The sequence below is a fragment of the Pseudomonas sp. GM18 genome, from assembly GCF_000282195.1.
Taxonomy (GTDB): Bacteria; Pseudomonadota; Gammaproteobacteria; order Pseudomonadales; family Pseudomonadaceae; genus Aquipseudomonas.
The window spans coordinates 148,344-173,607 of sequence record NZ_AKJT01000075.1 but is presented as its reverse complement, the minus strand read 5'-3'; the positions used below and the strand labels follow the sequence as shown (position 1 = coordinate 173,607).

Sequence of the window (25,264 nt, the reverse complement as noted above, 5' to 3'; positions counted from 1 at the left end):
GCAGCTCCTACGCGCCTGTGGGCGCTGCCGAAGGCTGCGATCTTTTTTATCAAGCGCTACACGGATTTCTGTCGGCCAGAAACTTCAGCAGCACCTCGGTGACAAATGCCGGGTTCTCCAGATTGGAGATATGCCCCGCCTCCGGCACCAGCACATACGGGCAACCGATCAACTCAGCCATTTCTCTGGTTTCCGACGGTGGCCGCGGTTTGTCCTGGTCGCCGCACATCAACAGCGTGGTTTCTGGGTTCAGCTGAGCCAGACGCGGTAACAGATCATCACGACTAAACGTAATCCGCCCCATCGGCACGATGCTTTCACGCAGCCGGTTGACTGGCAATGCAGCCAGCCTGGCGCGGAAATCCTGATACAGAGCCGACTTAGGATCGATGCCCGGGCGGAAGAAGATCGGCACAATAATGTCGAGCAGTTGCGGCGAGATCTCACCGCTGTCTTCGATCTGCTTGAACAGCGAGAAATAGTATTGGCGAGTCGGTTCCGGTTCGACGCCAACATAGGTGTCCATCAGCACCAGACCGTTGAGCCGCTGCGGCGCCGACAGCGCCAGTCGAACGCCCCACATGCCCCCTACCGAAAGACCGACCAGCGTAACGCGATCAATGTCCAGGTGATCGAGCAATGCCAGTGCCTGGCGCGCCACGTCATCGAGCGACGTCGTGCACTCGGGCATTCGCCCTGACTCGCCATGGCCCCACAGGTCCAGGGCAATGACCCGATAGTGCTGCGACAGCGCCGCAATCTGTGGCGCCCACATAGCCTGGTCCCACAGGTAACTGCCGGCCAGCAACACCGCCGGGCCTGTGCCTTGATCCATGTAGTGAAGCGCTTGTCCATCAACCGTTACGAAGGGCATCGACTGTCTCCCTGGTGAAATCTGATCCATTAAAAAGGCACGGGAAGCCTGAGCCCCATGGGCTCGGCAGTCAACCCGGGTTAAAGGCCCTCCAGCTCAGCCATCAGGTCATTCAACCGATCCACCTTCTCCTCGGTGATGTCGCTCGCCGCCAACCCGTCGATGTACTCGGCCAGCTCCGCCACCGTACTGCACTCGAACATCGCCCGCAGCGGCACGTTGCGTTGCAGGGATTTTTGCACCCGTGAGGCGATCTGCGTGGCCAACAGCGAATGCCCGCCGAGCTCGAAGAAGTTGTCACGCACGCCGACCTTCTCGACCTTCAACACCTCGGCCCAGATATCCGCCAGGGTTTGCTCCAGCTCATTGCCCGGCGCTTGATAGTCCTGGCTCTGCAACTGACCGATCTCCAGCGCCGGCAAGGACTTGCGATCGAGTTTGCCGTTGGCATTGAGCGGCATTTTGTCGAGCCACAACCAGTGCAGCGGCACCATGTATTCCGGCAACTCGGCACGCAGGCGCTGCTTGATCCGCTCCAGTCGTTCGTTGGGATTCATCGCCGAATCCACTGCCACCAGATAACCGACCAGATGCTTGCCGTTGACACCCTCCTGCACCCCGACCGCCGCGTCGCGGACTTCCGGCTGCTCATGCAGACGCGCTTCGATTTCACCCAGTTCGATGCGGTAACCGCGAATCTTCACTTGATGGTCGATACGCCCGACGTATTCCAGCACGCCATCACTGCGACGTCGGGCCAGGTCGCCGGTGCGATATAAGCGATCCCCCGGTGCACCGAACGGGTTCGGCACAAACACCTGCGCCGTGCGCAACGGATCGCTCACATAACCGCGCCCCACCCCGGTGCCGGCCACGCACAACTCACCCACCGCACCCAACGGCACCAGCTCCAGCGCGCCATCGAGCAGGTACAAACGGTTGTTGTCGGTCGGCGTACCGATCGGTAGATAACTGCCACGCGTCGAGGCCAGGTCGACCCGGAAGAACGCCACATCGTCCGAGCATTCCGCCGGGCCATAAGCATTCACCAGACCCATCTGCGGGTAACGCAGCAACCATTGATGCGCCAGTTCCGGCGGCATCGCTTCACCGGTCGGCAACATCCAACGCAGGCCATCGAGGCTCATGCGGTCCTGGGCGAGCATGCCCTGAATCAGCGACGGCACACTTTCCAGCACGCTAATGCCCTGGCTCTGGACGTGAGCCAGCAAGCCTTGCGGATCGTGGGCGATGCTATTCGGCACAATGTCCACCCGAGCGCCGAACAACGGCGCCGCGAGGAACTGCCAGACCGAAATGTCGAAGCTTTGCGAAGCGGTCTGGGCGATCACATCGGCGTCACTCAGTTTCAGGTACGGCACCTTGCTCAACTGGTTATTGAGCATGCCGCGCTGCTCGACCATCACGCCCTTCGGCAGGCCGGTGGAGCCCGAGGTGTAGATCACGTAGGCGAGGTTGTCCGGGCCGCTGTAAATACCCGGATTGACCACCGAAACATCGCTCGCCTGCACGTCTTCCCAGACCAGCAATCGAGGGCGATTGGCACAACCGAACGCTTCCAGCAACGCGACGGCTTGTTCACGGCACGCCAGAGTGCAGACCAGCAACGGCGTGCAGCTCAGGTCGATGATCCGGCTCAGACGCTGGCTCGGCAGGCCCGGGTCCAGCGGCAGGTAACCGGCACCGGCCTTGAAGCTGCCGATGATCATTCCCAGCAGGTCGAGGTTACGTTCGGCGAGCAGCGCCACCGGTTGATCCAGTCCGACCCCGGCGGCAATCAGCGCATGGCCGAGACGGTTACTGCGCTGGTTCAGCTCGACATAACTGTGTTGCTGATCCAGGCAACTGGCGGCAATGCGCTGCGGATGCTGGGCAACCTGCGCTTCGAACAATGAGACATAGCTCTGTTCCAGCGGGTAATCGTGCTCACTCTGGTTGCAGCCATGGACCAGGAAGTCCTGTTCCTCTGCGCCCAGCAGCGGCAGGTCGGCCATGTCGCCATGGAAGCCTTCGACCAGCGCCAGCAACAGGCGCTTGAACTCACCGAGCATGCGCTCGACCGTGGATTCGTCGAAATAGCGCTGGTCGTAGGACAGGTGCAACCCCAGGTCATCGCCCGGATAGCAGACCGCCGTCAACGGGAAGTTGGTGTGGGTGCGGCCCGAATCCGAGGTGGCGTTGAGGCTTTGCGCCCGGTCCAGCACCGAGACTTCCACCGGGGCGTTTTCGAACACGAACAGGCTGTCGAACAGCGGCTGGCCTTTCGGCAGTTCGCTGTTTTCCTGGATGCTCACCAGCGGCAGGTATTCGTACTCGCGCAGTTGCATGTTGCTGTCGAGCAAACCGCTGAGCCACTGACGAACGCTGCAGCGCTGATCGTCCTCGGGCATTTTCACCCGCAGGGCGATGCTGTTGATGAACAGCCCGACGGTGCGCTGCATCTCTGGCATGTCCACCGGACGCCCGGCCACCGTGACGCCGAACAGCACGTCGCGATCACCGCTCAAGCGGCGCAATACCAGCGCCCACGCCGCCTGGGCGAAGGTGTTGATGGTCAGCTGATGGGCCTGAGCCAGTTCGCGCAATTGCGCGCCGTCACGGACATCGAGCCTTGTGTAGCGGTCGCCGACGATCATGCCGCCGCTGTTGCCGGCATGTTCACGCAGGAACGGCCGGTCGCTCGGAATCGGCGTGGTGCGCTCGAAACCTTGCAGGTTCTGCCGCCACCACTGCCGCGCCTCGGCCAGGCTCTGGCGTTGCAGCCAGCCGATGTAATCGCGATAACGCGGCGGCACGGCCAGTTGCGCTTGCCGACCTTCGCCGAGGGCGGTGTAGATGTCGAAGAAATCGTTCATCAGCAGCGAACGGCACCAGGCATCGATGAGGATGTGGTGGTTGCTCATCATGAACCAGTAACGTGCCGCGCCCACGCGGATCAAGCGCAGGTGGAACGGCGCCTGATTGAGCAGATCGAACCCGGCCTCGCGCTCGCTTTTCAGCAGCGCCTGCAACTTCGGCTCTTGCTCGGCTTCGGCAACCGCGCTCCAGTCCAGATACTCGATCGGCGTGCTGCCCGGTTTATGGATCACTTGCAGCATGTCTTCGCCGACGTTCCAGCAGAACGAGGCGCGCAAGGCTTCGTGACGGGCGATCACCGCTTGCCAGGCGTGGGCGAAACGCTCAGGGTCGAGCTCACTGTTGATGCGGTAGCGGTCCTGCATGTAATAGAGGCCGGTGCCCGGTTCGAGCAAGGTGTGCAGCAGCATGCCTTCCTGCATCGGGGTCAGCGGGTAGACGTCTTCGATCATCGCCGCCGGGACTGGCAGTGCGTCAAGTTGCAGCTGAGTCAGTCTGGCCAACGGGAAGTCCGACGGTGTCAGGCCGCCCGCGTTGTCGCTCAGGCAGTGCTGGATCAGGCTGTGCAATTCATCCAGATACGCCTCTGCCAGATCGGTGATGGTTTGCCGGTCGTGGCGTTCGGCGCTGAAGGTCCAGCGCAGCACCAGTTCACCGCCATACACCTGACTGTCGACGCTCAGTTCGTTGGGCAGCGGCGCCTGCGGATCATGGGCAGCGCCGACCGGCTCATCGAGCGGACGGAACAACGCGTCACTGCCGAAGCTCTGGTCGAACTGGCCAAGGTAGTTGAAGGTGATCGGCGCCACCGGCAGAGCAGCCATGGTCTGCCGACACAGGCCATCGGCCAGGTAACGCAGCACGCCATACCCCAGGCCTTTATGCGGCACCGCGCGCAGTTGCTCCTTGATCGCCTTGATCGACGCACCCTGCTCACTCACCGGAGTGAGGCGCAGCGGATACGCACTGGTGAACCAGCCGACGGTGCGGGTCAGGTCGATCTCGTCGAACAGGGTTTCGCGGCCGTGGCCTTCGAGTTGAATCAGCGCCGATTCATGACCGCTCCAGCGACACAACACACGGGCCAACGCGGTCAGCAGCAAATCGTTGACCTGAGTGCGATAGGCCGTCGGCGCCTGTTGCAGCAGTTGGCGGGTGCGTTCGCTGTCGAGGCGCACGCTGACGGTTTGCGCGTGGCGATTCTGCTGCCCACCCTGCGGACGATCACACGGCAATTCGGCGCTTGGGCCGGCCAGTTGCGACTGCCACCAGCTCAATTCTTCCCGCAGGGATTCGCTGCCGGCATAAGCCTGCAACCGTGCAGCCCAGTCCCTGAAGGCACTGGTTTTCGCTGGCAGTGTTACTGACTGTCGGGATTCGAGTTGACGATAAACCGTTTGCAGATCGTCCAGCAGCACCCGCCACGACACCCCGTCCACCACCAAGTGGTGAATGGCAATGAACAACCGTTGTTGCCCCTCGGGATCATCGACCAGCAGCGCCCGCATCAGCGGCCCTTGCTCAAGGTCGAGGCTGCGCTGGGCATCGGCGAACAGCGCCGCGCATGTGTCCAGGGTCGGCACTTGCACCTGCCACAGCACGGCGGCATCGGAAACTGCCTGATGCTCGGCCTGCCAATGACCCGTGACCTCAGTGAAACGCAGGCGCAAGGCGTCATGCTGTTCGATCACCGCCAGCAGCGCTTGCTCCAGACGATGCGGCTCCAGCGCGACGGTCGGTTCCAGCAGCAACGCCTGGTTCCAGTGTTGACGCTGCGGGATCTCAGTGTCGAAGAACCAGTGCTGAATCGGCGTCAAACGCGATTCCCCCGTGAGCAAACCTTGCTCGGCGGTGACCTGCTCGGTGCGGGTCGCCACCGCAGCCAGCGTCTGCACGGTCTGGTGCTGGAACAGGTCGCGCGGGGTGAAGTGAATGCCCTGCTGCCGCGCCCGGCTGACCACCTGGATCGACAGAATCGAATCGCCGCCCAGTTCGAAGAAGTTGTCGTTAAGGCCGACTTGCTGCACGTTGAGCACTTCGCACCAGATGCCGGCCAGGGTCAGCTCAAGTTCGTTGCTCGGCGCCACGTACTGCTGACGATTCAGTTCCGGGTCCGGTGCCGGCAGTGCGCGGCGGTCGAGTTTGCCGTTGGCGGTCAGCGGCATGCTCGCCAGCAGGATCAGGTGCGTGGGCACCATGTAGTCCGGCAGCTGAGCCTTCAAGTGAACCTTGAGGGCTTCGCGCAATTCGGTTTGTTGCGCTTCGTCCTGCTCGGCCACGTCAGTGACCAGATAACCCACCAGTTGTTTGCCGCTCGGTGCATCGAGTGCCAGCACGACCGTTTCACGGATTGATTCATGTTCCAGCAGACGGGTTTCGATCTCGCCCAGTTCGATACGGAAACCACGGATCTTCACTTGATGGTCGATGCGGCCGAGGTACTCGACCAGACCATCGGCGCGCTGACGGACAAGGTCGCCGGTACGGTACAAACGTCCGCCGTTCGCGGCAAAAGGATCGGCGACAAACCGTTCGGCGGTCATGCCCGGACGCTGGTGATAACCCTGCGCCAGACCGGTACCGCCAACATACAATTCCCCCGTCGCACCTTGCGGCACCAACGCCAGATCGGCGTCGAGGATGTACGCCACGCGCGCACCAATTACGCTGCCGATCGGCACGCTGCCCAGCCCTTCTTCCAGTTGCTCGGGTGCCAGGCTGGCGAGCGGCATGACCACGGTTTCGGTCGGGCCGTACGCGTTGAAAAACAGGCTCGGCTTGAACGCCGCGCGAATCCGCTGCAAGTGTTCGCCAGTCAGGGCTTCGCCACCGGTGATGCACATGCGCACCGGCAGGGTTTCGCCCTGGGTCGCCAGCCATTGCGCCAACTGGCTGCCATAGCTCGGGGTGAACCCGAGAATGTTGATGTGGTGCTGGCGAATCAACCCGCAGATTTCTTGCGCATCCCACTGTCCTTGGGCACGCAGGACCACCTGCGCACCGCTCAACAACGGCACCAGCAGACGCTCGGTCGCGGCATCGAAGTTGATCGAATAAAAGTGCAGTTCGCAGTCATCCGGGCGCATGCCGAAGCGTTCGATCACGGCGCGGCAGTGCATGGCGATTTCACCGTGGGACACCACCACGCCTTTCGGTTTGCCGGTGGAGCCCGAGGTGTAAATCAGGTACGCCTGATGCTGCGGCAGGCTGATAAACGGCAGTTCGCTGGCCGGGTAATTGGCCAGGTCCGCGGCATCGTCTTCCAGGCACCAGCGGCCAACGCTGGCCGGCAATTCACCGAGCGCCGCGAACATCGCCGCATCGCTGAGCAGCAAACCGATGCCGCTGTCTTCGATCATGTAGTGCAGGCGATCCAGCGGGTATTCCGGGTCCAGCGGCACATAGGCGCCGCCTGCCTTGAGGATCGCCAACAGGCCGATGACCATCTCCAGCGAACGTTCCAACGCCAGGCCGACCCGCACCTGCGGCCCGACACCCCGCTCGCGGAGCATCCAGGCCAGGCGATTGGCGCGGCTGTCGAGCTCGGCGTAACTCAGGGTTTGCCCGGCGAACGTCAGGGCCGGCGCGTCCTTGCGCACCAGCGCCTGTTCGCTGAACAAGTGATGGATGCATTGATCGAGGCGATGCTCACCCGGCTCGATGCCAAGGCTGTCGAGCAGGTTTTGCTGTTCAGTGGCGTCGAGCAACGGCAGTTCACTCAAGCGCTGTTGCGGATCGGCGAGCAACGCTTCCAGCAGATTGCGCCAGTGCCCGGCCATGCGCGCGATGCGCGGCTCATCGAACAAATCGGTGCTGTAAGTCAGGCAGCAACCGAGGCGATGGTCGAGGTCAGTGACTTCCAGGTTGAGGTCAAACTTGGTCGCGCGCGCATCGTTGGCCAGGTACTCGACGGTCATCCCGGCCAGGGTGCGGCTCTGCTGGAACTCCCACCGTTGCACGTTGCACATCACCTGGAACAGCGGGTTGTAAGCAGCGCTGCGCGGTGGCTGCAAGGCTTCGACCAAGTGATCGAACGGCAGGTCCTGATGGGACTGGCCTTCGATCACGGTGTGGCGAACCTGCTCGAACAACTCGCCGACGGACATCTGCCCATCGAGCTGGCAACGCAGCACTTGGGTGTTGAGGAACGCGCCGATCAGCCCTTCGCTTTCCGGGCGAATGCGGTTGGCCACCGGCGCCCCGATCCGCAGATCGGTCTGGCCGCTGTAGCGGTAAAGCAGCACGGCCAGGGCCGCGGTCATGGTCATGAACAGGGTCAGACCGTTGTCTGCGTTGAAGGCACGAACCCGCGCCGCGAGGTCATCGCTGAGGTCGAAGCGGAACAGTTCGCCCTGATGGCTTTGCACCGGAGGACGCGGACGATCGGCAGGCAATTCCAGCAGCGGATGTTCGCGGCCCAGTTGCGCGGTCCAGTAATCGAGCTGGCGCTGACGTTCGCCGGATTCCAGCCACTGACGCTGCCAGACGCTGTAATCCAGATACTGCACCGGCAATGGTTGCAGCGGTGATTCGCGGTCATCGACGAACGCTTCGTAGAGCGCGCTCAGTTCCCGGGCGAAGATGTCCATCGCCCAGCCTTCGGTGACGATGTGGTGCAGGGTCAGCACCAGGTAATGCTCGTGCTCGGCGGTCTTGACCAGGCAGGCGCGCAGCAACGGTCCGGTTTCCAGATCGAAAGGCGTGTGCGCCTCGCTGTCGGCCAGTTGCTGGACTCGCTGCTCACGGGTATCGGCCGCCAGTGCGGAGAAATCCTTCCAGTCCATGCGCAGGCCGGTGTCCGGATGCACCTGTTGCCGGGCCACACCGTCGACGCTCGGGAACGTCGTGCGCAGGGTTTCGTGACGCATGATCAACGCTTGCAGCGCCGCTTCGAAACGCCCGACATCCAGCACGCCGCGCAACCGCGCCATGCCGCCGACGTTGTAGGCCGGGCTGTCCGGTTCCATCTGCCACAAAAACCACATGCGTTGCTGGGAATAGGACAACGGCACCGGTTGGCTACGGTCGACCTTCTCGATCGGTGGCTGCTGGTTGGTTTTGCCGCTGGCCTGGATCAAGCGAACCTGTTCGGCAAACGCGCCCAACTCACTGGCCTCGAACAGCACCCGCAACGGCAACTCGACGTCGCAGGCCTGGCGGGTGCGGGAGATGATTTGCGTGGCCAGTAGCGAGTGACCGCCGAGGGCGAAGAAGTCGTCGCGCAAACCGATCCGGGTCTGGCCCAGCACTTCACGCCAGATGCCGGCGATCTGTTGCTCAAGGGCAGTGACCGGTTCGACGTGTTCACGGACTTGCCACTGAGGCTCGGGCAAGGCACGACGGTCGAGCTTACCGCTTGGGCTCAGGGGCATTTCGTCCAGACGCATGAGTTGCGCCGGGACCATGTATTCCGGCAGCTCAGCGGCTAGCGCGGCTTTCAGGCGTGTGGTTTGAGCATCAACATCTTCAGTGGAATCAGTGGCGGTGTAGTAACCGATCAACTGACCGCCGGCCGCCGTTTCGCGCACCAGCACCACCGCTTGGGCGACGCCGGATTGTGCCAATAGCCGCGCTTCGATTTCTTCCGGCTCGACACGAAAACCACGCAGTTTGACCTGCTGATCGAGACGACCGAGGTATTCGATTACGCCATCAGCGGTCCAGCGCGCACGGTCGCCGGTGCGGTACAGACGCGCGCCCTGCTCGCCCAGTGGATCGACCACGAAACGTTCGGCGGTCAGCCCCGGACGCCCCAGATAACCTCGGGCCAAACCGATACCACTGATGCACAGTTCACCCGGCACGCCGGCCGGAACCGGGTTGAGGTCACTGTCGAGCACACGGCACAGCACGTTGCCCAATGGCCGGCCAATCGGCGAGCGTTCGCCATCAGCCGTTGTGCAATGCCAATGGGTGACGTTGATCGCGGTTTCGGTCGGGCCGTAGCGGTTGTGCAGTTGCACCGCCGGCAATTGCGCCAGCACGCGGTTGCGCAATTCGGCAGGCAAGGCTTCGCCGCCGGAGAATACCCGGCGCAGGCTGGTGCATTCGGCGGTCAGCGGTTCGTCGATGAACAACGCAAGCAGCGGCGGCACAAAGTGCAGCGTGGTCACGCCGTACTGCTGAACCAGTTGTGCGATGCGGTGCGGATCACGATGTTCACCGGGGCCGGCAATCAACAAGCGGCACCCGGTGATCAACGGCCAGAAGCACTCCCACACCGACACATCGAAACTGATCGGGGCTTTTTGCATCAGCACGTCGGTTTCGTTCAGGTGATAAGTGTTCTGCATCCATTGCAGACGTTCGGCCAATGCGGCGTGGGTGTTGCCCACGCCTTTGGGCTGGCCGGTGGAACCGGAGGTGTAAATCACGTAGGCCAGGTTGTCGCCGTGCAGGTGCAAACCCGGCGAATGGCTTGGCCAGTTCTCCAGGTGCAGGGCGTCCATGGCAATCACGCTGACACCGTCGGTAGCCGGCAAGCGCTCGAGCAATTCGGTTTGGGTCAGCAGCAACTCGACGCCACTGTCGCTGAGCATGTAAGCCAGACGCTCTGCCGGGTATTCCGGGTCCAGCGGCACATAAGCGCCGCCGGCCTTGATGATCGCCAGCAAGCCGATCAGCAACTGCGGCGAACGCTCGGCGGCGATGGCCACGCACACGTCCGGGCCGACGCCTTTGTCGCGCAGGTAATGCGCCAAGCGGTTGGCCTGAGTATGCAGTTCAGCGAAGTCCAGGCTGCCGCCATCCCACAGCAGCGCGGTGAGTTCCGGGGTCTGGCGCGCTTGTTCGTTGAGCAGTTCCGGCAGCCACTGTTGCGCCGGGTTGCAGGGGGCAACGCTCCAGTCATTCTGCTGAGCGTGTTCGGCGGCGGTCAGCAGTTGCAGGTCGCCGATCGTTTGTTGTGGGCGCTGGCAGATGGCTCGCAGCAGGTTGGCGAAATGCTCGGCCAGACGCTCGATGGTCGTTGCGTCGAACAGCTCGCTGGCGTAGTCGAATGACAGGCTCAAACGTCCGTTGCGGTCTTCTTCGCTGTGCAGTTGCAGGGCGAACTTGGCTTCGCGGCTGTGCCACGGCAGCTCTTCGGCGAGCAGCCCCGGCAGACGACGCAGAGCGCTGAGATCCCGTTGCTGATGGTTGAACATGACCTGGAACAGACCTTGTTCGCGGGCCTGCGGGAAAGCTTCGAGCAGTTGCTCGAACGGCAGGTCCTGATGCGCTTGCGCACCCAAGGCGGCTTGACGGGTTTGCGCCAGCAACTCCACGAATGGCAGTCGCGAATCCACTTCGGCACGCAGCACCTGGGTGTTGATGAAGAAGCCGATCAACCCCTGGGTTTCCAGACGTGGACGGTTGGCATTCGGCACGCCGATGCGGATGTCGCGCTGGCCGCTGTAGCGATGCAGCAGGCTCTGGAACGCCGCGAGCAACAGCATGAACGGCGTCGATTCATGGGCCTGGGCGGTCTGGCGAATGGCGTTGCTCAGGCTCGCGTCCAACCGCAGCGTGTGACGTTCGGCGCAGTGCGTGTGTTGCGCCGAACGTGGGTGGTCGGTGGCCAGGCTCAGTGTTGGATGCTCATCACCCAACTGCGCTTTCCAGTACGCCAGTTGACGCTCGCCCTCCCCTTGCGCCAGCCACTGGCGCTGCCAACTGCCGTAGTCGGCGTATTGCGTCGGCAAGGTTGGGAGGCTGGCGGTCTGGCCCTGAGAAGCGGCCGCGTACAGCCGCGAGAATTCGTCGATCAATACGTTCAGCGACCAGCCGTCGGCGATGATGTGGTGCATCGTCACCAGCAGTTGATGATCCTCGTCGTCGAGGCGCACCAGGGTCACCCACAGCAGCGGGCCTTTCTCCAGATCGAACTGGGTGCGGGCTTCCTCCTCGCGGATCTGCTGCGCACGGGCTTCACGCTCGGCGGTTGGCATGTCGCTGATGTCGATCACTTGCAAGTTGAATTCACCGGCCGCCATGACCTGTTGCAGGGCCACACCGTCGCGCTCGAAAAACCGTGTGCGCAGGGATTCGTGACGTTCGATCAGCTGCTGGAAACTGGCGCGCAAGGCGTCTTCGTCCAGTTCGCCACGCAGGCGCAAGGCGCCGGGAATGTTGTAGGCGCTGCTCTGCGGGTCGAGTTGCCAGGTGATCCACAAACGGTTTTGCGCCAGGGATTGTGGCATGGCTTCGCTGCGCGACAGCTGAGTGATCGCGCCTTGGGCGAGGCCGCCATCCTGTTGTTGCCGAGCGACTGCGGCGGCGAATGCGCCGAGGGTCGGCGCTTCGAACAACAGACGCAGATTCAGCTCCAGACCCAACGTTTCACGCAGTCGAGCAACCACTTGAGTGGCGGCGATGGAGTTGCCGCCGAGCAGGAAAAAATGGTCATCGGCACTGACTTGTTTGATGCTGAGCTGTTCGCACCAGATCTGACCGATCAGGGTTTGCAGTTCGGAACCCGACTCGGTGCTGCCTTCACTTTCATTCGCTGCCGACGGGAAAACCGCATAGCTGTCGAGGCTGCCATCGGCCAGACGATTGCGGCAGGCCGAACGTTGCAGTTTGCCGCTGGAGGTCTTGGGCAGCGCCCCCGGATTGAGCAGCACCACCACGCTCGGCGCCTCCTGATACGCCTCGGCCACCGCTTGGCGAATGGCATTGATCAGCGCCTCCGGTGGCAGGATTTTCTGCACGCTGCGGCTGATTTCCGCGGCGATGCCGATGCCTTCCTGCCCCTCGAGGTTGACCGCGAACGCGGCCACGCGACCTTTGCGCACCACCTCCACTTCGCGCTCGATGGTCTGCTCGATGTCCTGCGGATAGAGGTTGTGACCACGAACGATCAGCATGTCTTTCAGGCGCCCGGTGATGAACAGTTCACCGTCACGCAAAAAGCCCAGGTCGCCGGTGCGCAACCAGGTACGGCCCGCGTACTGGACGAAGGTCTTGGCCGTGGCCTCGGGGTTGCGCCAGTAGCCATGGGCGATGCTCGGCCCGGCGGCCCAGACTTCACCGACCACGTTGTCGGCGAGTTCTTCGAGCGTTACCGAATCGACAATCAGCACCGCATGATCCGGCTGGCTGATGCCACAACTCATGATCGGACTGCCGTCGCCCGGTTCGGCACGGTTTTGCGCCAGCGCCTGATCGTCCACGCGCAATGCCGGAATACCCTGACCGCGCGGGCTGCCGGCCACGAACAGCGTGGCTTCCGCAAGGCCGTAAGAGGCCATGAAGCTGTCCGAGGTAAAACCACAGGCCGCGAACTTCTCGGCGAAGCGCTCCAGGGTGTCGAGACGAATCGGTTCAGAACCGGAATACGCCACGCGCCAGCCGCTCAGGTCGAGGCGTTCCAGCGCCGACTCGCTGACGCGCTCGCTGCACAGTCGATAGGCGAAATCCGGCCCACCGCTGATGGTGCCGCCGTATTCGCTGATCGCTTCCAGCCAGCGCAACGGGCGGCCGAGGAAGTACGCCGGCGACATCAACACGCACGGCACTCCACTGAAAATCGGTTGCAGCAGGCCGCCGATCAGGCCCATGTCGTGGTACAGCGGCAACCAGCTGACGATCACGTCGTCAGGGTTGAGGTCGATGCCAAAGCCGTGACGAATCAATAGTTCGTTGGCCACCAGGTTGCCGTGGCTGACTTGCACACCTTTAGGCAACGCGGTGGAGCCGGAGGTGTATTGCAGGAAAGCGATGTGCTCGCCTTGCAAGTCCGGCGCAACCCAGCGTTCGGCCAGGGCGCTGTCGAGGGTGTCGACACACAGCAGCGGCGGCGCCCCGTTGATTTGCAGCAAGGCGTCGCGCAGGTCGGCGCTGGTCAATAGCAGGCGCGGCTCGGCATCGCTGATGATCGACAGCAGACGTTCCTGATGATGACGACGGGTCGATTCCGGCGGATAGGCCGGCACCGCAATCACCCCGGCGTACAGGCAACCAAAGAACGCCGCGACGTAATCCGGGCCGCTGGGAAACAGCAGCACCGCGCGATCGCCGAACGACGCTTGGGCCTGCAACGCACCGGCAATGGTTCGCGCCCGCTGATCCAGCTCACGATAACTTAGCACCACAGCCTGATCCTGGGTTTCGGCAAGAAAACGCAAGGCCACCCGGTCCGGCGTCAGGGCCGCGCGGCGCTGGAGGGCTTGGACCAGTGTGCTGGGGAGTTCGAACGCGTCGGTCATGAGGTTTCCTGCCTGAATTCGGCTTGCAAGTGGAATCGGTTTTCGTACGTCACGCCCGTTCACGGGCATGCAGGACGCGGTCTTTACCGACCGCGCAAGGCTTGGGAATGCTGTTTTGGCCGGGGGATTTCGCCCGCTGCCATTCACCAATGAGAACGGATGAGGTCTTGAAATAATTAGTCGCCGGGCTTGAGCGCCGGCAGGCTTGCGGTCAGTGGGTGAGTCAGCGTGTCGCCTTTCTCACTGCGCACCTTCGTGGAGCATTAATTCTCTTTCTCAATTGACAATCATTATCATTCAGAATAATTTGTCGCTCGATATGTAGGACGGCTCCGATCCCCCTGTCGTCCCACGACCCTATATGCAGCAAGGTGATTTCCATGACGGAACAAGTATCCACAAGCAGGTGCGATTCACCGCTACTTCAGGCCTTCGTCGACAACCGACTGATTCTGGTCAAGATTGCCGCCCGCATTACCGGCTGCCGATCCCGTGCCGAAGACGTGGTGCAGGATGCGTTTTTCCGGTTGCAATCGGCGCCGCAGATCACGTCGTCCATCAAGGCACAGCTCAGTTACCTGTTTCAGATCGTGCGCAACCTGGCGATCGATCACTACCGCAAGCAGGCGCTGGAGCAGAAGTATTCCGGCCCGGAAGAGGAAGGTCTGAACGTGGTGATCCAGGGCGCTTCGCCGGAAACCTCGCATATCAATTTCTCGACCCTGGAAAACATTGCCGATGCGCTGACGGAGCTGCCCAGCCGCACCCGTTACGCCTTCGAGATGTACCGCCTGCACGGCGTGCCGCAAAAAGACATCGCCAAGGAACTTGGCGTCTCGCCCACCCTGGTGAACTTCATGATTCGTGATGCGCTGGTGCATTGCCGCAAGGTGTCGGGCAATCGTGCGGATACCTTCGCCCGTCGTTAAGACGGCGTCGTGTCGATAAAAAAGATCGCAGCCTTCGGCAGCTCCTACTTGGGATGGCGTAAACCCTGTAGGAGCTGCCGAAGGCTGCGATCTTTTTTTCAGGCCAACTTGCACCGATCAAAAAACCGCTCACGCCCCAGCATCATCAGCGCCGCGCGCTTGTGCGGGAAGTCGAACTCTTTTTCGCAGTGAAAACACTGATTGTGCATATGCCCGATCATCTTCGCGTTGTCGGCGCGAGGTTCGGCGACCACCCGTTGAGTGCGCGGGTCATCGAGAAACAGGTAGTGCACCAGCGCCGATAACCAGCTCGCCACCTTGTGCGGGCCACGGTGATCTTCCTCACCCACCAGCATGTGAATGCCACGGTCGTAATCGCCGGCGTCATAGAACGGCGCAATGCGATCTTCCTTGGCCCAGTAGGCTTCAAAGTAGGCAAACGGCTGATCATCGAAGCAACCGATCAGCGTCAAGGTGTGCGGGGCGGCTTCAAGCTTGCTCAGGTATTCCCGATGCTGCTCCAGACTGCCCTCCTCCTGCCAGAAACTCGCGACCCGCGGGCTGTTCTGCCAGCGGTTGAAACGCGCCAGGTCATGCTCGATTTCCACCGTGCGCAGGGAAACCCAGGCACCGAGTCGTGCATCGAAGCGGCGATACACTTCACCACGGGGTTTCACCGCACGCAGGGGATGGCGCTTGCCGTCACTGATGACCATCTGCTGTGGATAACTGCCAGTCAACGACTCACCCAGCCAAGGCTGAGGCAATTGCCAGAACAGCGTGCGTTCACAGCGATACTGACCGTTGACGTCGGTGGCGATCAGCAACCCGCTGAGCAAGGCTTCGGTGGGCACTTGATCGAGATGCCAGGTCAGACGCTGACACTGCGCATCACGGGCAAACAGCCAATAACAGGCCGCCCAGAATGCTTGACCGTCAGGACGGCCGAAACGCTCCTCCAACGTCAGATGCAACTCGGGCTCGCGGGTCAGCCGCAGTTCGATCAGCGGCTGACCTTCCAGGCTGAGACTCAGGCGACTTGCGGTTTCATCGGCTACAAGACGGTTGCCTGACGGCAAGGCCAGGGCGGTCAGGTCATTCAGATTGGACATGGATCGGGCTCACGGTAATCGTCGACAGTTAACTGAGGTGACGTGAGCCGGGCATGGAAATTTAACGAAAAAAACCGCGAACCTTAATCAGCATTCGCGGTGGCATGCACAGCCTGGATCAGCTCCAGGCCATTGACGTTACGCAGGTGCTAGATCGACCTGACCCAGATTTCGCGGAAGGCATAGTCATTGCCGTTTCCGGTGGCGACATGGTTAACGATCTGCAACTCCATCTGTGATGCACTCGCGGTAAACGTGCCTTTGAGCGGCGCCCAGGCCATTGATGGAATTTCCGTCGCGGGGGCAATGACTTGCGCTCCGCTGTTGAGTGACAACACCGGAACTGAATATTTGTCATTCCACCTGCGCACGGTCAGCCCGAACTCATAGGACCGACCCACCTCCAGCCCCTGAAAGGTCTTTTTCAACACTGTCCCGGCAGAGTTGTTGGTGTAGGTGTTGTCGAATAATACGTAGATATCTCCATCTTTGGTGATGGTGAGATCCCGTGGATCAGTCGCAGCGTCGCCCCTCATCCAACCATTCCAGTTATTGGTACCGTCTGTTGCCGAGAAGGTCGTTGTATTGTCAAAAGGCACCTGAACCTCAAGACACAATGTCGGGAACAGCACCGGACTAGCACAACTGCCTCCATCCAGTGCCGCCTGAAAAACAAACGCGAGATGGCTCCCGTCTTTCAGATTTTGCAAAGACGCCCAGGCAATATTGCGACGCCAGCCCTCTTGGAACTCTTGTTGCGTGACGGGCTCGGCGTCGGCCACTCGCAGCATCACTGACGAGCCGTCGGCCTGTTGACCACAGACATGCAGCGTTGTCTTTTGATTGACCACCATGAACGGCCAACGCGCCACCTCGACCGTGACACCGGCCGAATCATCAGGTTTTTTCAGAGTGAGTACATGGTTGACGGCTTGTGGCACTACAGGAGAGGGTACACAGGAGAGAGAAACCGACGAAGGGTTTGTCATGACAGAAATCCTTTCTGAATGAGCGCCAACCCCTCCATGGGGTCGGACACAGGAAAGGAGCTAAGACCACGTTAGGCGAAGCGTCTACTGTCAATTCGACCATTCGAACAGCAGAACATAAATACCAGATGAATGGTCGTCCGCCCCCCCTGCCCCCGGAAACTCTATCTGTCAGTGCTTGCCCACCGGCACCAGGGCAATTTTGTAGGGATCGAAAATCTTCAGCATCTGGCCGTTGTTTCGCAGGCCTTGCAGCAACTTGCCGAATGCTTCACCCGTAATCGGCGCCTCTGGACGAATCAGCGCGTAATGGTGATAGACCTGATCGATGCGTTGCGACACCAGCAACTGCTCGCCGACTTTCTCGTTGCGCAGCAGGTAATCGCTCAGATAAGAGCGTGTCACCAGGGCAATGTCCGCTCGCCCGCGCAGCACCATCAGCAGGTTGCTGTCGTGGGAATAGGTCAGCGTGGCGTTGTAGGTGTCGGCCAGATACTTGGGATCGGCGTTGAAATTGGCAAACTCGTAGTGATAGCCGCTGTACAGCGCCAGGCGCTTGCTCGCCAGGTCCTTGAAGTAATTCTCATCGCGACCGGGTTGCTTCTGCGCGACAAAGATTTCTGCATCTTCCAGGCCCATGTCGACGTCGGTATGCGGAATGTCCTTCCAGCCCCAGTCCGGGTTCTCGAAAATTGCCATATCGACCCGGCCTTCCTTGAAGTCGTTGAAACGCCTGGGAATGGAGGTGGGTACCAGCACAAACTGATAATCGGTCTGCAGCTGGTTCAGCGCTTCCACCAGTTGCGGCAGCAGACCGGTGTCGGCACCGGACTCCGGGCGCACGGTATAGGGTGGAAAATGGGCGGCACCGACCCGCACCTGTTGCGCGGCCTGAGATGGCAACATCCAGCACACCGCAAGCGCCGCCAGCAAAAGCCGCGACGCCATTCGAATTGACGAAGACATCAAAACAGCACACTCCCCAAAAAAATACTCATCAATGCATACAAACTAGGCGGTTTCGTCAACTTAGCCAGTTTCTTGCCGAGATAGACGGCTCATTACCGTTCTTCAAGCACCAGAATCAGCGCTTCATCTGCCAATTGATCGAGGCTCATGCTGCCATCGGCGCGAAACCAGGTGGTGGTCCAGGATAGCGCGCCCGTCAGGAAACGGCGGGTGATGAACACATCGCCACGGATAAAACCGGCGTCCTTGGCTTCTCCCAGCACCTGCAGCCAGATGGCTTCATAAATATCGCGCAGCGCCAGAACCTGCGCCTGGCCTTCCTCAGACAGCGAACGCCACTCATACACCAGCACCGCCATGGCCTCGCCACTGCCGCCCATGATCGACTGCAATTCGCAACGAATCAGCGCCAGCACCCGCTCGCGCACACTGCCGGCCTCAGCCAGCGCTGCGCGCATCAACGCGGTGTTGTAGCGAATGGTCTCCTCCATCACCGCCCGCAGGATCTCGTCCTTGCTTTTGAAGTGATGAAAAATGCTGCCTGACTGAATGCCCACCGCACCGGCCAGATCGCGCACGGTGGTGCGTTCATAACCTTTGTTGCGAAACAGGTGAGCGGCCACTTGCAGCAGTTTGCCGCGGGCGCTGTCGGGGTCGGTCAATTGGCCGCTGTCGACCAATTCGCGCATCACCCTCAGGGCTTTTTGCTCGTCCACCCGTTCTCTCCTACAGTCGATCAATCAAATGCGCCGCTGCCCGTTAAAACAGCAGGGTTGCGCGGGCAATTTAAGCTGGCGGGGGCGACCAAGCAAGCGCTCGGGAAGAAGATAATCAAGGCGTTTACAAACCAAGCGCTTGCTTGGTAGTCTCGAAGCACTTCTGTCGCAGGTGGCTATGGAGTTGACTGTGCCTAAAACAATTCGCATCGGTTGTGCCAGTGCATTCTGGGGCGACACCTCGACCGCCGCCGCGCAACTGGTGGAGGGCGGGCGGCTGGACTATCTGGTGTTCGATTATCTGGCCGAAATCACGATGTCGATCATGGCCGGGGCGCGGATGAAAGATCCCGCAACCGGCTACGCCAGCGACTTCATCGAAGTCCTCAGCCCCCTCCTCGAGCATCTCGCGAAACAACAGATCCGGGTGATCAGCAACGCCGGCGGGGTCAATCCACAGGCCTGCGCCGCCGCCCTGCAAGCGGCCTGCGACAAGGCCGGGGTGGCGCTGAAGATCGCCGTGCTGTCGGGTGACGACCTGCAACCGCAGTTCAAACACCTGAGCAGTCTTGGTCTCTACGAGATGTTCAGTGGCGCGCCCCTGCCACCAATGTGCGTGTCGACCAACGCCTACCTCGGCGCACCGGGCATCGTCGAAGCCCTGCGCCTGGGCGCCGACATTGTGATTACCGGGCGTGTGGTCGACAGCGCCGTGGTCAGCGCCGCGCTGGTGCATGAGTTCGGCTGGTCGTGGCACGACTACGACAAACTCGCCCAGGCCGCATTGGCCGGGCATCTCATCGAATGTGGCGCCCAGTGCACCGGCGGTAATTTCACCGATTGGCGCGACGTGCCCGACTACGAACACATCGGTTTTCCGATCGTCGAAGTCGGCGCCGACAGCCAGTTCATCGTCAGCAAACCCGACGGCTCCGGCGGTCTGGTCACACCGCTGACGGTTGGCGAGCAGATGCTCTATGAGATCGGCGACCCGCAAGCCTATTTGCTGCCCGATGTGGTGTGTGATTTCAGCCAGGTCAAACTCGTGCAACAAGGCAAAAACGCAGTTCAGGTGCATGGCGCGAAAGGCTTGCCGCCGACCGCTCAGTACAAGGTCAGCGCCACTTATCCGGACGGTTTCCGCTGCACCGCCAGTTGCCTGATCGCCGGGATCGATGCCGTGGCCAAGGCTCGACGGGTCAGCCAGGCGATCATCAACAAGACCTCGGAAATGTTCAGCCAGCGCGGCTGGGCGCCCTACAGTGAAGTGAACATCGAACTGCTGGGCAGCGAGGCCACCTACGGCCCCCACGGCCAGCGCCAGGACAGCCGCGAAGTGGTGATCAAACTCGCCGTGCGCCATCCGAGCAAGCAGGCCTTGATTCTGTTCTCCCGGGAAATCGCCCAGGCCGCCACCGGCATGGCGCCGGGGTTGACCGGGATCGTCGGCGGACGGCCGACGGTGTACCCGGTGATCCGGCTGTTTTCGTTCCTGATCGACAAAACCGCCTGCACCCTGGAAATCGACCTCGCCGGTGAGCGCCATCCGTGTGCCCTGCCCGCCCTCGATGCCCTCGACCCGGCTGACTTGCCGCTGCCGTTCGACCCGCCGAAAACCAAAGAACGCGCCGACGCCAGCGTGGCCTTGATCAAACTCGCCGTGGCGCGCTCCGGCGACAAGGGTAATCACAGCAACATCGGCGTCATGGCCCGGCACCCCGACTACCTGCCGTGGATCGCCGAAGCGCTGACACCCGAGGTGATGGTCGACTGGATGAGCCATGTCCTCGACCCGATCCACGGACGCGTCGAACGCTGGTATTTACCCGGCACTCAGAGCTTTAATTTTCTTCTGGAAAACGCACTCGGCGGCGGTGGCGTGGCCAGCCTGCGGATCGACCCGCAAGGCAAGGCGTTCGCCCAACAACTGCTGGACATCCAGATCCCGGTGCCCCAGCGCATCGCCGACCGGTTCAACTAGAGGACTGTCGCCATGGCTTACGACTCGATTTTCAAACCCGACCTGTTCGCCGGCCAAAACATCATCGTCACTGGTGGCGGCAGTGGCATTGGCCGTTGCACCGCCCATGAGCTCGCCGCCCTCGGCGCGCAGGTGCTGCTGGTGGGGCGCAATGCCGAGAAACTGAAAAAGGTCTGCGCCGAAATCACCGAAGACGGCGGTAAAGCCAGTTGGCAGGTCTGCGATATCCGCAACGAAGACGCCGTCACGCAACTGGTCAGCGAGCTGATCCGCGAACACGGGCCGATTCATGGGTTGGTCAACAATGCCGGCGGGCAGTACCCGTCGCCGCTGGCGTCGATCAATCAGAAAGGTTTCGAAACCATCCTGCGCACCAACCTGGTGGGTGGTTTTCTGATGGCCCGGGAAGTGTTCAATCAGTCCATGAGCAAGCACGGCGGCGCCATCGTCAACATGCTCGCCGACATGTGGGGCGGCATGCCCGGCATGGGCCATTCGGGCGCGGCGCGCTCGGGCATGGACAACTTTACCAAGACCGCAGCGTTCGAATGGGGCTACGCCGGCGTGCGAGTCAACGCCGTCGCGCCGGGCTGGGTCGCCTCCAGCGGTATGGACACCTACGAAGGCGCGTTCCGGGCGGTGATTCCGACCCTGTGTGAACACGTGCCGCTCAAGCGTATCGGCACTGAATCGGAAATCAGCGCGGCAATTGTTTTCCTGCTCAGCCCGGCAGCGGCGTTTGTCAGCGGCAGCACGTTGCGCATCGATGGTGCCGCCAGCCTCGGCGGGCGGGCCTGGCCAATGCACAAGGCGCAGAACAGTCAGTCGTACAACGGCTTTCACCGCGCCTATTTACCCAACGTGCTCAGACCCGACGCCTCCAAACCAGACGAGCTCAAGGACAAGGAATAACCCATGCCGGTCATCCAGTCCCAAGTCGATCCGTTCAGCGAACCGTTCGCCTGCAACCATGCGGCCATGCTGGCCGGCATCGAGCAGGTCCGCCAGCTCGAACAGAACTTGCTGAATAAAGCCGCTGAAGCCAAACCGAGGTTCGACAAGCGCGGGCAATTGCTGCCCCGGGAGCGGCTGAACCTGCTGCTCGACCCCGGCGCGCCGTTCCTCGAACTGGCAAGCCTGGCTGGCTACAAGTTGCACGATGACAAGGACGGCAGCGCGGCCGGCGGCGGCTTGATCGCCGGGATCGGTTACGTGTCCGGCGTGCGGGTGCTGGTGGTGGCGAACAACAGCGCAATCAAGGGCGGCACCATTTCCCCCTGCGGCCTGAAAAAGTCCCTGCGCCTGCAACAGATCGCCATGGAAAACAAACTGCCGGTGATCACCCTCGCCGAAAGCGGGGGCGCCAACCTCAATTACGCGGCGGAGATTTTCGTCGAAGGCGCGCGCAGTTTTGCCAATCAGGCGCGTATGTCGGCCATGGGCCTGCCGCAGATCACCGTGGTCCATGGCTCGGCCACGGCGGGCGGCGCGTATCAACCGGGGTTGTCGGATTACGTGGTGGTGGTGCGCGGCAAGGCCAAGTTGTTTCTCGCCGGTCCCCCGCTGCTCAAGGCAGCGACCGGTGAAGTCGCTACCGATGAAGAATTGGGAGGCGCCGAGATGCACGCGCAAATCGCCGGCACCGCCGAATACCTGGCCGAAAACGATGCCGATGGCGTGCGCCAGGTGCGCGAGATCATGAGCCTGTTGCCGTGGAACGATCAGTTGCCGTGGTTACCGGAACGTCAATGGGAAGAGCCGCTCTACCCCATCGACGAACTGCTGGGGTTGATCCCGGATGACCCGAAAAAGCCTTACGACGTGCGTGAAATCATCGCGCGGATTGCCGACGCTTCAAATTTCCTCGAATTCAAAAGCGAGTTCGATCAGCAGACGGTATGCGGGCATTTGCAGATCCAGGGTCGAGCCTGCGGTTTCATCGGCAACAACGGCCCGATCACGCCCAAAGGCGCGAGCAAGGCCGCGCAGTTCATTCAACTCTGCGACCAGAGCCAGACGCCGCTGCTGTTTTTCCACAACACCACCGGCTTCATGGTCGGCACCGAGTCGGAACAGCAAGGCGTGATCAAGCACGGCGCGAAAATGATTCAAGCGGTGGCCAATGCCCGGGTGCCTAAACTGACGATTGTCGTCGGCGGTTCCTACGGTGCCGGCAATTACGCGATGTGCGGCCGCGGTCTCGACCCGCGCTTCATCTTCGCCTGGCCCAACAGCCGCACCGCGGTGATGGGCGGTGCCCAGGCCGGCAAAGTTCTACGGATCGTCACCGAAGCCAAACAACTCAAGGACGGATTGGTGCCCGACGCGAAAATGCTCGACATGCTGGAACAGGTCACCGCGCAGAAACTCGACAGCCAGTCCACCGCGCTATACGGCAGCGCCAACCTGTGGGACGACGGGTTGATCGATCCACGGGATACCCGCACGTTGCTTGGATACTTGCTGGACATCTGCCATGAGGCCGAGGTTCGTGCGCTGCAACCCAACAGCTTTGGTGTCGCACGGTTTTGATTTTGATCGTTCCCACGCTCCGCGTGAGAATGCAGCCCCGGACGCTCCGCGTCCCAAAAGCGGACGCGGAGCGTCCATAGAGGCGTTACCACGCAGAGCGTGGGAACGATCGGGTTCGACAGGAGAACAATAAAAATGATCTTCACCCAGGAACACGAAGCACTGCGCCGCACCGTCCGCCAATTTGTCGATCATGAAATCAATCCTCACGTCGAGGAATGGGAAAAGGCCGGGCGCTTTCCGATCCATGAGATCTTCCGCAAGGCCGGTGAGCTCGGTCTGCTGGGGATTTCCAAACCGGAAAAATTCGGCGGCATGGGCCTCGATTACAGCTATTCGATTGTGGCGGCCGAAGAGTTCGGCACCATTCATTGCGGCGGCATTCCGATGTCCATCGGCGTGCAGACCGACATGTGCACCCCGGCCCTGGCGCGTTTCGGCTCCGATGAACTGCGCGAAGAGTTCCTGCGACCGGCGATCACCGGCGAGCAGGTCGGCTGCATCGGTGTTTCCGAAGTCGGCGCCGGCTCCGACGTCGCCGGGCTGAAAACCACGGCCCGCAAGGACGGCGACGACTACGTGATCAACGGCAGCAAGATGTGGATCACCAACTCGCCGAGCGCCGATTTCATCTGCCTGCTGGCCAACACCTCGGACGACAAACCGCACATCAACAAATCGCTGATCATGGTGCCGATGAACAGCCCCGGCATCAGCCTCAGCTCGCACCTGGACAAGCTCGGCATGCGCAGCTCGGAAACCGCCCAGGTGTTTTTCGACAACGTGCGCGTGCCACAACGCAACCGCATCGGCCACGAAGGTGCGGGGTTCATGATGCAGATGCTGCAGTTCCAGGAAGAACGGCTGTTCGGCGCGGCGAACATGATCAAAGGCCTGGAGTACTGCGTCGACAGCACCATCGAGTACTGCAAGGAGCGCAAAACCTTCGGCAACGCGCTGATCGACAACCAGGTCATCCACTTTCGCCTGGCCGAACTGCAAACCGAAATCGAATGCCTGCGGGCGCTGGTCTACCAAGCCACCGAGCAATACATCAAAGGCCAGGACGTCACCCGTCTGGCCTCCATGGCCAAACTCAAGGCCGGGCGACTCGGTCGGGAAGTCAGCGACAGTTGCCTGCAATATTGGGGCGGCATGGGCTTCATGTGGGACAACCCGGTGGCCCGGGCTTACCGCGACGTGCGGCTGGTATCGATCGGCGGTGGTGCCGACGAAATCATGCTGGGGATCATCTGCAAACTCATGGGCATCCTGCCGGGGAAAAACAAATGAGCACCCTCCCCGATTGTCAGACCCTGTTGCTCGAACGGCATAACGGCGTGCTGCACATCACCCTCAATCGCCCCGACAGCCGTAATGCCATGAGCTTGCAGATGGTCGCCGAACTGCGCGCTGTACTGGCGGCGGTGCGCGATGACCGACAGATTCGCGCGCTGGTGATCGGCGGCGCCGGCGGGCATTTTTGTGCTGGTGCCGACATCAAGGACATGGCCAACGCCCGCGCTCAGGGCTCGACTGCCTACCGCGAGTTGAACCGGGCGTTCGGCGCCCTGCTGGAAGAAACCCAGCACGCGCCACAAGTAGTGATCACCGTGCTGCAAGGCGCGGTGCTTGGTGGCGGCTTCGGCCTGGCCTGCGTCAGCGACATCGCGATGGCCGATCATCAGGCGCAATTCGGCCTGCCGGAAACCAGCCTCGGCCTGTTGCCGGCGCAGATCGCGCCGTTCGTGGTGCAGCGCATCGGCCTGACCCAGGCCCGTCGACTGGCCCTGACCGCCGCACGCTTCGATGGCACTCAGGCACGGCGCATGGGCCTGGTGCATTTTGTCGAGCATGACGCGCAAGCGTTGGCCGAGCGCCTCGATGAGGTGCTGGCCCATGTGTTGTGTTGTGCGCCGGGGGCAAATGCGGCGACCAAAAAACTGTTGCTGGCGAGTGCCGGACAACCCTCGGATGATCTGCTGGATCAGGCGGCCGAGTGGTTCAGCGAAGCGGTGACCGGGGCTGAAGGGGTCGAGGGGACCCTGGCTTTTGTGCAGAAGCGTAAACCGGGGTGGGCCGTTTAAGAGCTTCGCGA

12 protein-coding genes are annotated in these 25,264 nt (G+C 61.6%); 6 read left to right on the top strand and 6 right to left on the bottom strand.

What is annotated here, in order from left to right; genetic code table 11:
- Positions 1 to 49: 49 nt before the first annotated feature.
- Both PMI21_RS08540 and PMI21_RS08545 read right to left on the bottom strand, forming a co-directional pair.
- Complete coding sequence (locus tag PMI21_RS08540; protein WP_007940075.1) at positions 50 to 874, bottom strand: alpha/beta fold hydrolase; 825 nt, start codon at positions 872 to 874, stop codon at positions 50 to 52.
- An 80-nt stretch (positions 875 to 954) separates the two neighbouring features.
- Positions 955 to 13,938, bottom strand: a complete 12,984-nt coding sequence (locus PMI21_RS08545; protein ID WP_007940074.1) for a non-ribosomal peptide synthetase — start codon at positions 13,936 to 13,938, stop codon at positions 955 to 957.
- Between the two features lie 380 nt (positions 13,939 to 14,318).
- Between PMI21_RS08545 and PMI21_RS08550 the strand changes: the two genes are divergently transcribed.
- Positions 14,319 to 14,867 carry an RNA polymerase factor sigma-70 gene (locus PMI21_RS08550; RefSeq protein WP_007940073.1) on the top strand — a complete coding sequence of 183 codons (549 nt, stop codon included), beginning with the start codon at positions 14,319 to 14,321 and terminating at the stop codon, positions 14,865 to 14,867.
- Positions 14,868 to 14,965: 98 nt separating this feature from the next.
- Here the strand turns inward: PMI21_RS08550 and PMI21_RS08555 are convergent, their stop codons facing one another.
- The 4 genes from PMI21_RS08555 to PMI21_RS08570 form a co-directional block, all read right to left on the bottom strand.
- Positions 14,966 to 15,979: a GNAT family N-acetyltransferase gene (locus PMI21_RS08555; protein ID WP_007940071.1), complete on the bottom strand. Its 1,014-nt coding sequence runs from the start codon at positions 15,977 to 15,979 to the stop codon at positions 14,966 to 14,968.
- Between the two features lie 149 nt (positions 15,980 to 16,128).
- Positions 16,129 to 16,968 carry a hypothetical protein gene (locus tag PMI21_RS08560; RefSeq protein ID WP_007940070.1) on the bottom strand — a complete coding sequence of 280 codons (840 nt, stop codon included), beginning with the start codon at positions 16,966 to 16,968 and terminating at the stop codon, positions 16,129 to 16,131.
- Between the two features lie 171 nt (positions 16,969 to 17,139).
- Positions 17,140 to 17,934, bottom strand: a complete 795-nt coding sequence (locus tag PMI21_RS08565) for a substrate-binding periplasmic protein (RefSeq protein ID WP_007940069.1) — start codon at positions 17,932 to 17,934, stop codon at positions 17,140 to 17,142.
- Between the two features lie 95 nt (positions 17,935 to 18,029).
- Positions 18,030 to 18,653, bottom strand: a complete 624-nt coding sequence (locus PMI21_RS08570) for a TetR/AcrR family transcriptional regulator (RefSeq protein ID WP_007940066.1) — start codon at positions 18,651 to 18,653, stop codon at positions 18,030 to 18,032.
- A 190-nt stretch (positions 18,654 to 18,843) separates the two neighbouring features.
- Between PMI21_RS08570 and PMI21_RS08575 the strand changes: the two genes are divergently transcribed.
- The 5 genes from PMI21_RS08575 to PMI21_RS08595 all read left to right on the top strand — a co-directional run bounded on the left by PMI21_RS08575 (position 18,844) and on the right by PMI21_RS08595 (position 25,253).
- Positions 18,844 to 20,634 (top strand): acyclic terpene utilization AtuA family protein, encoded by a 1,791-nt coding sequence (locus tag PMI21_RS08575; protein WP_162130345.1) that lies wholly within the window; start codon positions 18,844 to 18,846, stop codon positions 20,632 to 20,634.
- A 12-nt stretch (positions 20,635 to 20,646) separates the two neighbouring features.
- Positions 20,647 to 21,546, top strand: coding sequence for an SDR family oxidoreductase (locus tag PMI21_RS08580; RefSeq protein ID WP_007940063.1), 900 nt, complete (start codon positions 20,647 to 20,649; stop codon positions 21,544 to 21,546).
- A gap of 3 nt (positions 21,547 to 21,549) precedes the next feature.
- Complete coding sequence (gene atuC, locus PMI21_RS08585; protein WP_007940060.1) at positions 21,550 to 23,166, top strand: geranyl-CoA carboxylase subunit beta; 1,617 nt, start codon at positions 21,550 to 21,552, stop codon at positions 23,164 to 23,166.
- A 135-nt stretch (positions 23,167 to 23,301) separates the two neighbouring features.
- Complete coding sequence (atuD, locus tag PMI21_RS08590; RefSeq protein ID WP_007940059.1) at positions 23,302 to 24,459, top strand: citronellyl-CoA dehydrogenase; 1,158 nt, start codon at positions 23,302 to 23,304, stop codon at positions 24,457 to 24,459.
- Positions 24,456 to 25,253: an enoyl-CoA hydratase/isomerase family protein gene (locus PMI21_RS08595; protein ID WP_007940058.1), complete on the top strand. Its 798-nt coding sequence runs from the start codon at positions 24,456 to 24,458 to the stop codon at positions 25,251 to 25,253. The genes atuD and PMI21_RS08595 overlap by 4 nt, the downstream gene beginning before the upstream one ends.
- Positions 25,254 to 25,264: the final 11 nt, after the last annotated feature.

What these genes read in the sequence shown, in the direction of transcription:
- PMI21_RS08540 (WP_007940075.1), bottom strand. Translation starts at nt 874, where the DNA reads ATGCCCTTCGTAACGGTTGATGGACAAGCGCTTCACTACATGGATCAA.
- PMI21_RS08545 (WP_007940074.1), bottom strand. Translation starts at nt 13,938, where the DNA reads ATGACCGACGCGTTCGAACTCCCCAGCACACTGGTCCAAGCCCTCCAG.
- PMI21_RS08550 (WP_007940073.1), top strand. Translation starts at nt 14,319, where the DNA reads ATGACGGAACAAGTATCCACAAGCAGGTGCGATTCACCGCTACTTCAG.
- PMI21_RS08555 (WP_007940071.1), bottom strand. Translation starts at nt 15,979, where the DNA reads ATGTCCAATCTGAATGACCTGACCGCCCTGGCCTTGCCGTCAGGCAAC.
- PMI21_RS08560 (WP_007940070.1), bottom strand. Translation starts at nt 16,968, where the DNA reads ATGACAAACCCTTCGTCGGTTTCTCTCTCCTGTGTACCCTCTCCTGTA.
- PMI21_RS08565 (WP_007940069.1), bottom strand. Translation starts at nt 17,934, where the DNA reads ATGTCTTCGTCAATTCGAATGGCGTCGCGGCTTTTGCTGGCGGCGCTT.
- PMI21_RS08580 (WP_007940063.1), top strand. Translation starts at nt 20,647, where the DNA reads ATGGCTTACGACTCGATTTTCAAACCCGACCTGTTCGCCGGCCAAAAC.
- atuC (WP_007940060.1), top strand. Translation starts at nt 21,550, where the DNA reads ATGCCGGTCATCCAGTCCCAAGTCGATCCGTTCAGCGAACCGTTCGCC.
- atuD (WP_007940059.1), top strand. Translation starts at nt 23,302, where the DNA reads ATGATCTTCACCCAGGAACACGAAGCACTGCGCCGCACCGTCCGCCAA.
- PMI21_RS08595 (WP_007940058.1), top strand. Translation starts at nt 24,456, where the DNA reads ATGAGCACCCTCCCCGATTGTCAGACCCTGTTGCTCGAACGGCATAAC.